The organism is Bradyrhizobium sp. AUGA SZCCT0182, from assembly GCF_018130185.1.
In the GTDB taxonomy this organism is placed as follows: Bacteria; Pseudomonadota; Alphaproteobacteria; order Rhizobiales; family Xanthobacteraceae; genus Bradyrhizobium.
Map to the genome: position 1 here is coordinate 95,169 of NZ_JAFCLY010000031.1, position 14,087 is coordinate 109,255.

Here is a 14,087-nt window from a genome sequence, read left to right on the forward strand (position 1 = left end):
TCGACAACGCCATCGTTCCGTCCGCTGCCCTCCGGAACGATATGGCCAATCGCTATGCTGCTTCCGATTGCGTGGTGCGAAGCGGCCGCCAATTCCGATACGCCCGGAGCTAAGGTGCAGCCGGAAACACCCGGGTATGCTCGGCATCGATCGCGATGCGAACTCGCTGGCCGGATTGGAACAGTGGCCGGCCCGGATCAACTGCGGTCCGCGCGGTGAGCCTGATATCGCCCACCTGCACCAACACGCTTTGGTTCATGCCGGTATAAGCCGACTCCAATACTGTCGCTGTGGCATCGTCGTCGAGATCCAAACGGATGTATTCCGGCCGCACCGCAAGCAGACCGCGATCATCCTCTGAGATCACCTGGTTCTTTTGCAAAATAATCTGCGTTCCAAGAGGGATAATAGTTGCCCCAACATCCCCGCTCGATCTTCGCAACTCAACTGGCAGGAAATTCATCTCGCCGATAAAGCCGGCGACAAAGGCTGTAGCGGGATCTTCGTAAAGTTGCCGGGGTGATCCGAACTGCTGCAATTGGCCACGCTCAAGCACTGCCACACGATCGGCCATGGACAGCGCTTCTTCCTGGTCGTGAGTGACGAAGATGATGGTGCTACCCACCTCTTTATGGATTAGCTTGATCTCCATCTGGAGCTGCTGGCGAAGTTTCCGGTCCAGCGCGCCGAGCGGCTCGTCCATCAACAGCAGCGGCGGACGGAACACCAAGGCGCGAGCCAGCGCGACGCGTTGCTGTTGACCCCCGGAGAGTTGGCTCGGAAGGCGAGTGCCGTAGCCGTCAAGCGCCACCAGCTTCAACGCTTTCGTCACCTCACGCTCAATATCGCGGCCGCCCATACCCCGTCTGCGCAGCGGATATGCAATGTTTTCCGCAACGTTCATATGCGGGAACAGAGAGTAGTTTTGAAACACCATTCCGAAGCCGCGGCGATGTCCGGGAACGTCGTTCATCCGGACGCCATCCAGCTTGATGTCGCCGGAAGTGGGAGCCTCGAATCCGGCTATCATCATGAGGAGCGTGGACTTGCCCGATCCACTGGATCCAAGCAACGCTACAAACTCGCCAGGTTGTACGGACAAGGAGACGCCGTCGACGGCCTTTACCGATCCAAATGCCTTAGTGATCGCGTCCACCGACACTGCGCCGCGTTGATTCTTCGTAGTCAGAGGCATTGCGGCGGATTGGTCGGCGGTTATCCCTGCAGTGATCGTCATTTCGCACCCGTTTCGAAAATCTGACGTGGTGTTGTAGTCAAACGTTCGCCACCGTTTTTGGTCACTAGCACGGACTCACTTATCGCCAGGCCTGCGGCCGAGGTATACATGTGGAAGACCATACCTTCCTCGATCTCCCAAATCGCGCGCGGCGTAAAGCACCGGTACAAATCGCTGGTATGCTGAGATACGAGCGGCGTCACCCCGAGCGTATAGCCGGTGATGTTGTCGTAGCTGGTTCGAAGACCGGCGGCGACTACCCCCTCCCGCACGATGCGATCGACGTCAGCAGCGACTGCCCCTGGACGCAGCGCAGCGATCTGGCTGTCCTGCAGGGAGATCAGCGTCTTGGCCGCTGCCCTCTGCTCATCGGTCGCCGCTCCCACGATGACGGAACGCATGATGCGCACGGTATAAAAGCGCAAGCGAGGCAAGAGCTCGATATGGACGATATCGCCGTCGATCAGCGGCCGTTCCTCCAAAAATCCGTGGAGAGAATCCCAACCTGATCCGACGTTCAGCGGGCCAACAAAGCCATCGTCGAACCCGAGGCGATAATACGCGCTTGCGGCTGCGGCCGCGACGTCACGTTGGCTCTTTCCTCGCCCTACCTCATTCACCGCTGCCTCGAGGGCGCTGTCCAAGAGTGCGCCCGCGCGCTTGAAATGAGAAATCTCTTCGGAGGACTTGCAACGCCTGAGGTCCCATGCCGAGCGTTCAAGGTCGCAAAACGCCGCCTCCGGCAGAAGCTTGCAAAGAGCCTGGTAGCGCTGAACGGTAAACGAATTCGACTGGAAGTCGACGCCGACACGCTTGGCGTCAATCTTTCTGTCGCGCAGGGCGCCGACCAAAACCACCAATGGATCGTCCCAATCTCCGAAGCCGACGATATCCTCCATCCAGCTGCGTTGACGAGCGGGAGGCACGTCAAGCTTGCGGACGAGGAGCAATGGTTCGCCTGATGCCGGCACCACGCATGCGCGCCAGAGATTTTCGGAGACAGCGTAACCCGAAAGCCACGCCATCATCTCCGGCTCGTCGAGAATAGCGCAATCGAGGCCGCGATCGGCCATCAGCCTTTGCACCGCGACCAGTCGGCGCCTGTACTCTGCGAGGGAAAACGTGAGATCGCGGCTCATGGACGGTGCCCCGTCGAAAGCGTTGGCGAATGGACGCGCCCGACACGTCCAACGTCAAATCGCGGGACTCGACAGTTGTCGGATGTATTTATCACGGAACGCCTCATAGGTTCCCTCAACTTAATGGCCTCGCGGTAGAAAACAGAGCACTACAAATCGGACGGACCACGCGCTCAACATTAGGTTTTGGCTTGCGATCGACGTCCTTCGATTGCCGCGCCAACGAAGAGGCGGAGAAGGCCGAGAATGGCGAGCACAGCCAAGAACATTACTGCGACGACGGCAATCTGCGGGCTGATCTCCAGGCGGATATTGTCCCACATCCTCATGGGTAACGGTGTGGCATTCGGCCCGCTCAGAAAGAGGCCAAAAACCACGTCGTCGAATCCCACGATGAAAGCGAAAATCGCAGCGCTGGCGAGCGTGGGGAGCAAAAGCGGAAGAGTAACCGTCCGGAGGATCGTGATTTGGTTCGCACCAAGACTTGTCGCTGCTCGTTCGAGCGTGCGGTCGAACCGCTTCAAGCCCGCTATCGTCACGACGACCGCGTATGGCGCTCCAATGATCGCGTAGCCGAGGGCGAAAGCTAACGGAGAGCCGATCAGCGACGTACCAGCCAGCGCGAAGAAGAGCGACACGGCCATGACTACGTGCGGAACGATTAGGGGAGAGATCAGGAGAAGATAGATTGCGAGCCGTCCTGGAAAGCGATGACGAACCAGTGCAAACGCGGCCGGCACTCCCACGGCGACGCTTAGAAGCGCAGAGAGCCCTGCCCAGCGAAGGCTGAAACTCAGCGCGTCTAGCCATTGAGTGTTGCTAAACAAGCGAGAAAACCACCGGAGCGAATAGCCAGGCGGAGGGAATGTCAGATAGGGCGCATCGCTGAAAGCCAGAGGAATGACCACCGCGAAGGGCAGGGTAAGCAGCAGAAGCGCCAAGCCCGCGAAGAAACGCAACAGAGGCCGACGAACGCTCGTGAGCGCCTCATGAATGCGCAGACCGACATGGTGCGACAGCAACGACGCTCGTTCCACAATCGGGCGGCGCGCAGCGAGCCCACTGGCGGTCGCCCCCAACGGTGAAATGTCATCAAAGCGCGAACTATCGTCGAGCTCTTCTGCGATCCGGCGTCGAAAAACCAGAAAAATCATGATTACGGCGAGTAAAAGCAGGGAAGATTGTGCTGCAGCGTCGCTGAAATTGCCGAGAATCAGTACTCTGAGGCTAATGCCTTGTGCGATGAGGTAATCATCCGGGCCGCCAAGAAGCTCGGGCGTGATGTAGAAGCCCAGACAAGAAAGAAAGACGAGAGTGCAGCCACTGACCAGCCCCGGCATTGACGCTGGAAGCGTCACGCGAAGAAACGCATCGGTGGGCGGGCTCCCCAAGCTCTGCGCGGCTTTGGTCAAGCTTGGATTGACGCGTGCCAATGCCGCATACAGCGGAAACACCATCAGCGGCAGTTGAACCTGAACCATGCCGATGTAGACGCCGGCAGCGTTGAACACCATCTGGAGCGGTTCGGATATTACACCGAGTTGGAGGAGCGTCTTGTTAATTGGACCGCTGGGGCCGAGCAGCACAATCCAACCGTAGGTACGTATCAGGACACTCGTAAGGTACGGCAACGTCACGACGAGGAGCATCAGCGATGCCACCCTCGGGGAGCATCGCGCTATCATGTAGGCCAGCGGATATGCGACAAGCAGACAGATGAGCGTCACGGTCGCAGCGAGCGTGAGCGTCCTCAGAACGATCCAGAAGAATGTGGGCGAGTGCGCGATCTCCAGATAGCTCTTAAGAGACCAACTACCCTCCGACTGGAGGCTTTTGAGGACGAGCTGCGAAAGCGGCAAGACGTAGCCGACCGCGAACAGCGCCACGATCGGAAGGAGCAACCAGACGGGAATGAGCCCTCGCCCGATCAGTCCATTCCTCACCCGTGACATCGGCATGCTCGTACTAGACATTGGCGGTTACCTTGCGCCGGAGATCCATCTTTCCCATTGAGCGACGGCGATTTCATTATTCGCGCGACCGCCGGCGCCCGCCGCAGTCCAGAACTCATAGTCCTGCACGAACTGTTGCTTGCGCGCTTCTGTTGACGTGGGCAGAAGCTTGGCGCGTTCAGGCGGCACGAACTCGTAGGCGCGCGAATTCGGTGGCGCGTACAGAATATGCTGGACGAACTTCGCCTGATTTTCGGCGCGTGCCGAGAAGGCGAGGAACTTGAAGGCATTGTCGACGTTTTTCGCGCCTTTCAAAACGACCCAGCAATCATATTGCAACATGCCTTGATTCCACGTGTAGCCTATCTTCGCGCCCTGCTCGTTGGCGGCGGAAACCCGACCATTCCAGGCGCTGCCAGCTGTAATCAGCTTGTCGATGATGAGCTGAGGCGCTTCGGCACCCGTATTCCACCATTTCACGATATTGGGTTTGATGCGCGCCAGGCTCTTGAACGCGCGATTCCAATCCAAGGGGTAGAGCTTCGACGGCTCAACGCCATCCGCCAACAGCGCTGCCTCGAACGTGCCGCCGTCCGAGGCCCATATTCCGGCCATCAATGAACGTCGTCCCGTAAATTTCTGGACGTCCCATACGTCCGCCCAAGAAGTTGGCGCGCTGGACGTGAATTTGGACGAGTCGTAAGCGATAAGCAGCGAATAGATGATTGCCGGCACCGTGAACTTGCCGACCTTGATTGGATTAAATGAATCAAGGTCGGTCTTGTCGAAATAGCCGTAATCGATGGGAAGTAGCAGATTGTCTCGCTCGAAAGTCGGCGCCTTGCCGCCCGGCAGGATCATGACGTCGTAGCGAGGCGCCCCGGCGAGAACGCTCGCCCGCGCGGCTCCCGTATCAGTGCGCGGTTGCGCGATCACCTTGATGCCGGTCTCGCGCTCGAAGGGCTCAAAGTAGGCGATCCGTTTGGCCTCGCCCCATGATCCGCCACCGTCGTAAACGACGATTTCGCCGGTGCTCTTGGGAATTTGAGCGACCGCGGGAGCGGGAAACAGCGAGCGTGTCGCCGCAAGGCCTCCGACCAACGCGGTGCCCTGAAGAAGTCTGCGTCTTACGATGTCCACCATGGCTGCCTCCCTGCCGATTTTACAAATGCTTGCTCAGGCCCTCTTCGTGCATATAATGTGACATGCCAGCGACGGAATTCGTCGTTTTCGTGCTCTCGGACGCCGGATAACTGCAATCTTAAGGAACTTTTAAGTGGCCAGCACGCGGATAGATCTCGACCGCCTTGATCTCAAGTTGCTTATGCTGCTTCAGGAGAACAATCAGCAGACCTCCGAAGAGCTCGCGGAACGTGTGGGCCTCTCGCCGACGTCGTGCCTGCGCCGACTGCGACGGTTGCGCGAGAATGGCGCTATCCTGTCCGACGTCTCGATCATCTCGCCGTCGGTCGCGGGAACGCGGGTGACGTCGATCGTGCTGGTTGCGCTTGAACAAGAGCAACTCGACCTTCTCGATACGTTCAAGAAACGAATGAGCGCCTATCCAGAGGTCACGCAATGCTATTACGTAACCGGCTCGGCCGACTTCATACTAGTCGTTAATACAGGCTCGATGGAGGAGTATGGAGCATTCACCGAGAGAGCATTCTTCCCCGACAAGAACATCAAGTCGTTCAGCACCTTCGTGGCAATGCAGACGGTTAAGTTCACTACCCGTATCAATCTCGACGTCTCATAGCGGGGATGTGCACGCTTCTGCGCTTGCTAACGGCTTCCGCTCCAAACAGAGAGATCGGTGGGGCCTTCTGTCGCGAAGAGCAGGACTTTCGAGGACCGGTCGAGCGCAAGCCTTGCTCGGTCCTCATTTTCCGCCGCTCGGATGAGGCCCGCCAAGCCCGCCGCGCCTGACTCGCCCACCCGAAGACGTGCGTCGCCTGACGCTCCCCGGTCGAGTAGACGCACGGCCTCGCCGGCTTCCTCGTCACTGACCGTTAAAAAGCCCGTGGCCATGGAATTGATGAGCGGCCAAACCATCAGTGACGGACTTTGGCACTCGAGCATTGACATGTTTGTAGGCGGTCCTGGGGGAAGACGCACCGGCGTGTCGGCACGAGCGCTCTCGTAAAGGCAAGCAGACCGTTCCGGCTCAACGATCCACAGATGGGTATCGGGTCCAAACAGTTCACGCGCCCGACCATGACCGAACACGCTCGCCGCGAGACCTCCGACACCAGCCTGAACCAGGACATGCGTGAAGGGGAACCGTTGCCCCGCGATCGCTGCAACGATCTCGTCAATCAAGACGGCATATCCCTGAACCACAAAAGTACAAGCGGTGTCATCCTCGCCGGGACCAACTGTGTCCGGAACAGCGATCCAACCGTCCTGAGAAGCGGCTTTGGCGGCAGCCTCGACCGAGTCGTGATAGTCCCCAGCAACACGCACGATTGTAGCGCCGAGCCGCGTGATATGAGCGGCTCGCTCGTCAGTCACCCCTTCGTGGAGGAACACCACTGCTCGCGCTCCGATAAGCCTCGCACCAGCCGAAACGGAGCGCCCATGATTGCCGTCTGACGCGCAAGAGAATGTGAGCTCCGAGAACAATGAACGCATGCCGGGCTCCAGCAACTCTGCCGGCAAGATCGCGCGCCCCTTGCGTTTCCCGACGTACGTCAGGGCAAGCTTCAGCACAGCATAAGCGCCGCCGAGCCCCTTGAAACTACCGATTCCAAGGCGCTGCGTTTCGTCTTTGATCCAGACCTCGCCGAGACCTAGCCGCTCGGCCAGACCAGGCAAGGAAATCAGGGGGGTCGGAGCGTAGCGCGGACAAGTTTGAAGCAGGCGGAGAGGTTCATCACCAGCGTTTCGTTCGCACCACCAGGGAAGTTGCGTCGGGGCGGATGTCTGACTGCGCAGCAACACCGGCCGATGGCTGGACGACTCCCCCGACGCAGTCCCCATAAGCTTGATAGGTGCTCCCAAAATCACTCTCCTTGCGGGCAAGTCCGATTGGCATTGAGTGGTACTTTGCCAAGGCACAGGGCCGATTCGCGCAATTTTTGCAGCCAATCGCGAACGTTTTTTGCATAGATGGCTTCAAAATGCCGAGTTTGGTCAACGGCCGACTGATATCGTCCGAGACATGTATGATCGAACGCAGGTAGCCATCTGCTAGGATTGAGGTGGGACCGGAACGAGCAGGAGCGACAACTGAGGCAGTCAACGAGCAATCCGGACTTCGAGGACTTCGCGGACGTTGATGTCGAGCGTTTGCGAGGTGATACACCCGGCGCAGCAAATCGAATCCACCTCAATAATGCGGGCGCCGCGCTTATGCCCAAGCCCGTTGTTGAGGGCATGATTGAATACATTCAGCGTGAAGCGGCAATCGGCGGTTACGAGGCAAGCGCTGAAAATGCTGAGCGCCTTGAACGCGTATATGACAGCATCGCGATGCTAATCGGTTCCAAGCGGGAAGAGATTTCGCTGGCGGAGAACGCCACGCTCGCATGGCAGCGAGCCTTCTACTCGTTGCGCTTCGGCCCGGGTGACCGCATTCTCACGACGACTACGGAATTTGCGGCCAACTATATCGCCTTCTTGCAGATGGCAAGCCGAACCGGCGCGCAGGTAGATATCATACCGGACGATGCTAACGGCGTCCTTGACCCCGATGCACTCGATCGCATGATTGATGCGCGGGTACGACTGATCGCCATTACGTGGGTGCCCACAAATGGCGGTCTCGTGAATCCGGCAGAGGCCGTTGGCCGGATCGCACGTGCACACGGCATTCCGTACCTGTTAGACGCCTGCCAAGCGGCAGGACAAATGCCGATCGACGTCTCTGCGCTCGGCTGCGATATGCTCACTGCAACGGGACGCAAGTTCCTGCGCGGTCCTCGAGGTACGGGCTTTTTGTATGTCCGACAGGACTTCCTCAAAGGTCTGGAACCCGCCACGATCGACCTGTTTGGAGCGTCCCTGAAAGGGCAATATCACTACGAGCTCAGGCCTGACGCCCGAAGATTTGAAACCTGGGAAGCAAACTACGCCGCTCGGCTTGGGCTTGGGATTGCCGTCGATTACGCACTTGAACTCGGACTCGGCAAGATCGAACGACGTTGCCGCTCATTGTCTGACGAATTACGCGGCGAACTATCAGAAATCCCCGGAGTGGCAGTTCATGACCTTGGGGACCGTCCCGCTTCCATCGTTTCCTTCACAATTCGTGATATGAGCGCGCGCGACGTTATGCGCTATCTCGTATCTAAGCGGATCAACGTATCTGTATCACCACCGACGAGCACGCCGCTCGATGCGACACGGAGAAAACTTCCAGACATCGTCCGCGCCTCGCCTCACTATTACAATACGACCGCTGAGATACGATATCTGGTAGAAGTGCTCCGTCAGATGCCGGTATGACATTCCGAATACCGTCGGCAAATTGCTCCGTTACGGATCAACTATTGGAGCGCATTCAACGGTTGGATCTCATGGGCGAGTGCGAGCTACGCGGTGAGCAAGCGAACACCCGCTTAAAGAAACCGCGGCACTTACAAGTACACCGCCGTGTCTCTTCGGCGATCCGAAGCCGGGCGCGCATCAATTACTGGCTGTTGTGCGCAAGGCATTCTACGGCTATTTGTTTGTTCATTATGGAACACAAGGGCATCGAGTTTACCGTCGTCCAGGCCGCCAATCCTCTCGGATGGATTTGGACCGTCCATCTTCCCGGTAATTTAGAGAAGACCGGCAGGTCACGAAACCGGCCGCTCGCGGTAGCGCGTGCTCAGGCGGTAATTGATGATGCCGTCGCCAACGCAGTGGCGGCAGAGGCGCGAGGAAATAGGAACGCACGATCTCCGGCGTGATTAACGCGGCGTGCTGGGTCGCCCCGGCGCACATCCAGTGCTCTGAGATGGTCTCAGTTCGCCGCCGCGCTGGGGCGTCTTCATACCCTAACCCGCGAGACTCGCTGCTCCGGAGCTTGCCAACCAAGCTTCGGTAATGCCGGGAACCGAACATAGTGGATGGCGTTAGTCTTCCATGCCGAGGTTCGGCGCCGAGTTCGCGCTCGATGCCCGAATTTGCTGCGTGAGTGCCGGCGGCGCGATGCCGAGACTCTCGGCGGCCGTTCCGAAGTGCACTTCCGTCGGACGCAATTCCATTCTCAGCCTCCATGGCCGCTTCGACGCACGGAAGGCGTCGACCCCGACCATGCCTGTTCGAATTGTCTGAGAAGGCTCGGTGCTCGTTTCCGCTAGACAGAAGGAAATTGCCAATGGTCACGCTGGGAGCCTTGATTTCCGGCCCCGAGAAGCAGAACTCTTTCGCCGTCGAGTTCTGTTGGCCGCGGAAGGCCTGATGCGCTCCTTTTGCAAGGCAGCATGGCGACCTGCGTTTAAGATCTCGTCTGATAGATGAGGTGTATGGCCGGTCGCTCGGGCGAGCACCAGTGCACCAACCATGACGGATAGGGTCGCTATCGCATCCCTGCGCTGCTCCTGCTTCGATCCGCACATCTGTCCGGCCAGGATGCCAATCATCTCCTCAATCCCTGCCACAAATGCGCTCCTGATCGCCGGGGTCGAACGCGGCACCTCAGTGGTCAGCGCAGGCAGCGCACAACCGTTTCCGACGTCTAGACGATGACGCTCCGCGAGGTAGAACTCGACAATGCTTGCCAGGCATTGACCGCCATCTGCCCGATCGGAAATTCGCCGCCATACTTCGACAGAGCGTTCCATCGCTTTCGCGAACGCCTGATCGATCAGGTCATCGCGGGATTCGAAATGCAAATAGAAGCCGCCGTGGGTAAGCCCGGCCATCTTCATAAGAGTGGCGACAGTTATGCTTTCGAGTCCTTGTTCTCGAATGCGCACCGACGCGTGATCCAGGATCCGCGCAGCAGTTTCGTCCCGGTGACCCTTGCTGTAGCGCATCGTGTATTGTTCCGTTATGTCCCAGACGCTCTCAACGGCCCGCATACTCCGTGACCAACGATGCCTGCGGCACCAGTCACTAAGATCGGAGATCCCATTGCAACCTCCTCGCGCCGCATTGGCTGAGCGTGGTACGGCAGGTTCGACCCCTTCAAAGTGTTAATCGTTAGCTGGTCGATTGCTGACCAGGACGGCCGGAGAAAGCGATGAGTCACCGCCGATCTCGCAATCTGACCGGCCAGTCGTAAACGTTTTTCGTCAAGCAACAGCGCGGGCAGTCGCATTCGCGACCTCGCTGTCAAGGAAGCCGGTCAGCCGCTTCCGGATGATTTGCTCGGCTTCCGTCATGATGCGATCGATCAGCTCCTTTACCGTCGGGATATCGTGGATCAGCCCGACCACCATGCCGCAGCTCCAGGCTCCGGCCTCCATATCGCCATCGACCATCACTTTGGGATAGACACCCGCGACCTGCTCGTGAATGTCCTCGATCTTGAGGCTCGCCCCCTTCTCGCGCTCAATCTCGAGCAGTTGATCGACAGCCTTGTTCTTCAACACGCGCTCGGTGTTGCGCAGCGCACGCATCACCAGCGCCGTGTCAAGTTCGGTGGCGTCGACCAAGGCCTGCTTTACATTGGCATGGACGGGAGCTTCCTTGGTCGCGATGAAGCGGGTGCCCATGTTCATGCCTGCGGCGCCCATCGACAGCGCGGCAACGAGGCTCCGCGCATCCGCCATGCCGCCGGAGGCCACGAACGGAATCTTCAGTTCATCCGCCGCACGCGGCAGCAGGATCATGTTCGGGATATCATCCTCGCCGGGATGGCCGCCGCATTCGAAACCGTCGACACTGACGGCGTCGCAGCCAATCTTCTCGGCTTTCAGTGAATGCCGCACCGAAGTGCATTTATGGATCACCTTGATTCCGGCCGCCTTCAGCGCGGGCATGTACTGCTCGGGGCTGCGGCCGGCGGTCTCCACCGCCTTGACGCCACCTTCCTTGATAGCGGCGATGTATTCCGGATAGGGGGGCGCGGTGAAGCTGGGCAGGAAGGTAAGGTTCACACCGAACGGCTTGTCGGTCATGTCGCGGCATCGCGCGATTTCCTTCGCCAGCAATTCCGGCGTCCTCTGGGTGAGGCCGGTGATGATGCCGAGACCGCCAGCGTTCGACACCGCTGCGGCCATCTCGGCGAAGCCAACATAATGCATGCCGCCCTGGATGATCGGATGCTGGATGCCGAACAGTTCAGTGATTGCTGTCTTCACGTGTGATTCTCCGCTTTCCGATCAGTTGACGATTTCAAACAGGCCCGCCACGCCTATGCCGCCATCGAAACCATGTTGTTCACCACGCCGTACTTCGCCCCGCCTCCCCGCGATCAGGATGTGACCGTCATCCGGGCATCGGTCATGCCATAGGCCGATCGCGATCGGACCGCCATTGACGTTCAGCTTGTTCGGGTCAATGCCGAGCTTGTCGCGGCAGTAGGCACTTGGAGAGCATAGGCTTCATTCAGCTCCTAGAGATCGATGTCATCGATATTCAGGCCGTACCGCTTCAGAAGACGCGGGATCGCAGGAGCGGTAGTGCCTGCACGTGGCGGTCTGGTTCCCGTCGGCCGCAATTGAGCTGAACGCCTCCGATCACCAGGACTCGCGGAAGGGCCGCACTTCGGTCAGGAAGGACCAGGCCGAACGCGGCTGGTGGGTGACGTGCCAGACCTCTTCGGCGATGTCGGATGGCTTGATGAAAAAGTCATCTGGTTTGTCCTTGAACCGCGCGCGGGCCCAATGAACGTCGATGACGGCGTCAATCATCATGAAGGACGCGTGCACGCCCCGCGGCCCCATTTCGCGGGCAATGGCCTCGGTCAGGATTCGCTGCGCCGCCTTGGTTGGCGCGAAGCCAGCAAAGCCGGCCTTGCCGCGGAAGGCCGAGGTGTTGCCCGTGACCAGCAAGGCGCCGCCCCCTGCGGCCTCCATCCGCGGCGCCGCCCACCGGGCCAGGTGCAGCAGGGCCATGACATTGATCAGGAAATTCCGCTGGAGAACTTCCGGCTCGATGTCGAGGAAGTTGCCAAAGGCCCCGCCCACCGCGTTGTGGATCACCACCTTGGGTGCGCCGGCGCGTTGCTCGATGCCTTCGAGGGCGGCCGCGAGCGCCACAGGGTCGGCCACATCGCAGGGGACCGCAAAAGCGTTCGGAAGCTCGCTCTCGAGATCGGCCAAGCGCTCGGCCGTACGCGCCAGCATGGCGACCTTGTAGCCGCCGTCGTGGAACCGCCGGGCCATGGCTGAGCCGGTGCCCGGCCCGACGCCGGTGATGATGGCGAGCGGCATCATGCGGCGCGCGCCAGGCGATCTCGCACGAAGTCCAAGCGGTCATTGCCGAAGAACATCTCGTCCCCCACGAACATGGTCGGCGAGCCGAACACGCCGCGCGCGGCCGCCTCTGCAGTCGCCTCCTCCAAAAGAACGTGCGCAGCCGGGTCGTCCATCCGACTTTCAAGCGCCTTGGCGTCGAGACCCTCGGCGCCAAGCAGGGCCGCGACCTCGGTCGCCGTCGCCAACGGCGCCGGGGTCGACCAGAACGCCTTGAAGATGGCCTTCACCGCCGCGGGCATGGCGCCCAGCTGCCCGGCCACGAGCGTGGCGCGCAACAGCCGGCTGACGTCAAGCTCCGACGCCTGAGGGTGCCGATTGAGCGGAACCCCATAATGGATCGACCATCGCTGCTGGTCCGACTGCACATACCGACCCTTGGATGCGCATGTGATGCTGGTCGGCACGTTCCCGACCAGCTTCATCAAGGCCCGGATCTCGAACGGACGGAATACGATCTCGACGTGCATCTGCCGGAGCTGGGACAGCGCCAGGAAGGTGTAGGGGCTGCGATAGTCGAAATAGAAATCGAGCGTTCTCATTTGGAGCTCCTTTGACGCAAGCGTCGTTCTGCATGATGTTGATCATCTGGCGGCCATCGGCGGATGCGCGCTATGCTGCGAGCTTCGCGAGATAGGGCCCAAACTCTGGCGCGAACGCCGGATTAGCCGCAAGGCGGTCGAAGTGCGCCATGGCGCGGGGAAACCGCTCCCGGGCGTTGTCTAGGAACGGGGCCTTGCCGAGTGTCCTCAGGGCTTCGCGACGGTCCAGTTCATTGTGGAACAGGGCCAGTTCGCAGGCGAAGCAGATGTCGGCCAGGCTCATCCCCTCGCCCACCAGGGCCTGGCGCGCCGGCTGCAAGGCCCGGTCGATCCCGGCCATGTAGGTCGTGAAAGCTTCGTCGGCGCGAGCGTGGACATCCGCGGCAAGTTCGGAGCCTTGCATGGCGAGCAGGTAGATCTGTGCGTCGCGGCCGAACACCAGACTGACATCCAGAAAGCTGTCGATCCGCGAGGCCTCGAATGGATCGCGGCCATATAGACCGCTCCGCTCCGCCTGGCGGGCGACCGCGCGCATGATGCTGTTGGACTCGAAAATGCCGACCTGTCCGTCCCCACTGAAACCCGCGGGGACCGTCCCGAACGGCTGGGCCGCAAGGAAGGCATCGGTCTTGTAGAGCTTGCGGCCCTTGAACCCGATGCGGCCCACCCGCTCCGCGGCTGAGCGTTCTTCGGCGGACACTTCGCTCAGCGGGCGAGCGTCGAAATCCCAAAGCCAGTCCACAAGTTCGGCGCCCGCGGCACCCCGCACCTCCAACGCGACGCCGGCGATGCGCGCGGCGATGACCGCCTTCCAAACACGAGGATTGGGCAAGTAGGAAAAGATCCGCACCTCGGCCATAGTG

Annotated in this window: 13 protein-coding genes; 2 read left to right on the top strand and 11 right to left on the bottom strand. The window is 59.9% G+C overall.

All coding sequences use genetic code 11. The annotated features are described in order from the left end of the window. Positions 1–109: 109 nt before the first annotated feature. From JQ611_RS28290 to JQ611_RS28305, 4 genes are all read right to left on the bottom strand, one after another. Positions 110–1,237, bottom strand: coding sequence for an ABC transporter ATP-binding protein (locus tag JQ611_RS28290; RefSeq protein ID WP_212467268.1), 1,128 nt, complete (start codon positions 1,235–1,237; stop codon positions 110–112). Further along, complete coding sequence (locus tag JQ611_RS28295) at positions 1,234–2,376, bottom strand: Xaa-Pro peptidase family protein (RefSeq protein ID WP_212467269.1); 1,143 nt, start codon at positions 2,374–2,376, stop codon at positions 1,234–1,236. The genes JQ611_RS28290 and JQ611_RS28295 overlap by 4 nt, the downstream gene beginning before the upstream one ends. 179 nt (positions 2,377–2,555) lie before the next feature. After that, positions 2,556–4,328: an ABC transporter permease subunit gene (locus JQ611_RS28300; protein ID WP_212467270.1), complete on the bottom strand. Its 1,773-nt coding sequence runs from the start codon at positions 4,326–4,328 to the stop codon at positions 2,556–2,558. Positions 4,329–4,355: 27 nt separating this feature from the next. Then, positions 4,356–5,471, bottom strand: coding sequence for an ABC transporter substrate-binding protein (locus tag JQ611_RS28305; RefSeq protein WP_212467271.1), 1,116 nt, complete (start codon positions 5,469–5,471; stop codon positions 4,356–4,358). A gap of 133 nt (positions 5,472–5,604) precedes the next feature. Here JQ611_RS28305 and JQ611_RS28310 point away from each other — a divergent pair, with 133 nt between their 5' ends. Beyond that, positions 5,605–6,087, top strand: a complete 483-nt coding sequence (locus tag JQ611_RS28310) for an Lrp/AsnC family transcriptional regulator (RefSeq protein ID WP_212467272.1) — start codon at positions 5,605–5,607, stop codon at positions 6,085–6,087. Positions 6,088–6,113: 26 nt separating this feature from the next. Here JQ611_RS28310 and JQ611_RS28315 read toward each other — a convergent pair whose 3' ends face one another. Then, positions 6,114–7,331 carry a diaminopropionate ammonia-lyase gene (locus tag JQ611_RS28315; RefSeq protein ID WP_212467273.1) on the bottom strand — a complete coding sequence of 406 codons (1,218 nt, stop codon included), beginning with the start codon at positions 7,329–7,331 and terminating at the stop codon, positions 6,114–6,116. Between the two features lie 228 nt (positions 7,332–7,559). Here JQ611_RS28315 and JQ611_RS28320 point away from each other — a divergent pair, with 228 nt between their 5' ends. Further along, complete coding sequence (locus JQ611_RS28320) at positions 7,560–8,777, top strand: aminotransferase class V-fold PLP-dependent enzyme (protein WP_283816785.1); 1,218 nt, start codon at positions 7,560–7,562, stop codon at positions 8,775–8,777. 614 nt (positions 8,778–9,391) lie between these two features. Here the strand turns inward: JQ611_RS28320 and JQ611_RS28325 are convergent. The 6 genes from JQ611_RS28325 to JQ611_RS28350 form a co-directional block, all read right to left on the bottom strand. After that, positions 9,392–9,523, bottom strand: a complete 132-nt coding sequence (locus JQ611_RS28325; protein ID WP_212467275.1) for a LysR family transcriptional regulator — start codon at positions 9,521–9,523, stop codon at positions 9,392–9,394. A 117-nt stretch (positions 9,524–9,640) separates the two neighbouring features. After that, on the bottom strand, positions 9,641–10,297 hold the full coding sequence (locus JQ611_RS28330; protein WP_212467276.1) for a TetR/AcrR family transcriptional regulator: 657 nt from the start codon (positions 10,295–10,297) through the stop codon (positions 9,641–9,643). A gap of 258 nt (positions 10,298–10,555) precedes the next feature. Further along, the gene (locus JQ611_RS28335) at positions 10,556–11,566 is read right to left on the bottom strand and encodes a nitronate monooxygenase family protein (RefSeq protein ID WP_212467277.1); all 1,011 of its coding nucleotides are present in this window, start codon (positions 11,564–11,566) and stop codon (positions 10,556–10,558) included. Between the two features lie 378 nt (positions 11,567–11,944). Continuing rightward, positions 11,945–12,643: an SDR family NAD(P)-dependent oxidoreductase gene (locus JQ611_RS28340; protein ID WP_212467278.1), complete on the bottom strand. Its 699-nt coding sequence runs from the start codon at positions 12,641–12,643 to the stop codon at positions 11,945–11,947. Next, positions 12,640–13,224, bottom strand: a complete 585-nt coding sequence (locus JQ611_RS28345; RefSeq protein WP_212467279.1) for a 2-hydroxychromene-2-carboxylate isomerase — start codon at positions 13,222–13,224, stop codon at positions 12,640–12,642. The genes JQ611_RS28340 and JQ611_RS28345 overlap by 4 nt, the downstream gene beginning before the upstream one ends. 70 nt (positions 13,225–13,294) lie before the next feature. Beyond that, positions 13,295–14,087, bottom strand: a 793-nt coding sequence (locus tag JQ611_RS28350; RefSeq protein ID WP_249133510.1) for a glutathione S-transferase family protein, incomplete at its 5' end; no start/stop codon positions are given.

Excerpts from the sequence above, each read along its gene's own strand:
- JQ611_RS28300 (WP_212467270.1), bottom strand. The coding sequence starts at position 4,328 with ATGTCACGGGTGAGGAATGGACTGATCGGGCGAGGGCTCATTCCCGTC.
- JQ611_RS28305 (WP_212467271.1), bottom strand. The coding sequence starts at position 5,471 with ATGGTGGACATCGTAAGACGCAGACTTCTTCAGGGCACCGCGTTGGTC.
- JQ611_RS28290 (WP_212467268.1), bottom strand. The coding sequence starts at position 1,237 with ATGACGATCACTGCAGGGATAACCGCCGACCAATCCGCCGCAATGCCT.
- JQ611_RS28325 (WP_212467275.1), bottom strand. The coding sequence starts at position 9,523 with ATGGAATTGCGTCCGACGGAAGTGCACTTCGGAACGGCCGCCGAGAGT.
- JQ611_RS28295 (WP_212467269.1), bottom strand. The coding sequence starts at position 2,376 with ATGAGCCGCGATCTCACGTTTTCCCTCGCAGAGTACAGGCGCCGACTG.
- JQ611_RS28340 (WP_212467278.1), bottom strand. The coding sequence starts at position 12,643 with ATGATGCCGCTCGCCATCATCACCGGCGTCGGGCCGGGCACCGGCTCA.
- JQ611_RS28345 (WP_212467279.1), bottom strand. The coding sequence starts at position 13,224 with ATGAGAACGCTCGATTTCTATTTCGACTATCGCAGCCCCTACACCTTC.
- JQ611_RS28330 (WP_212467276.1), bottom strand. The coding sequence starts at position 10,297 with ATGCGCTACAGCAAGGGTCACCGGGACGAAACTGCTGCGCGGATCCTG.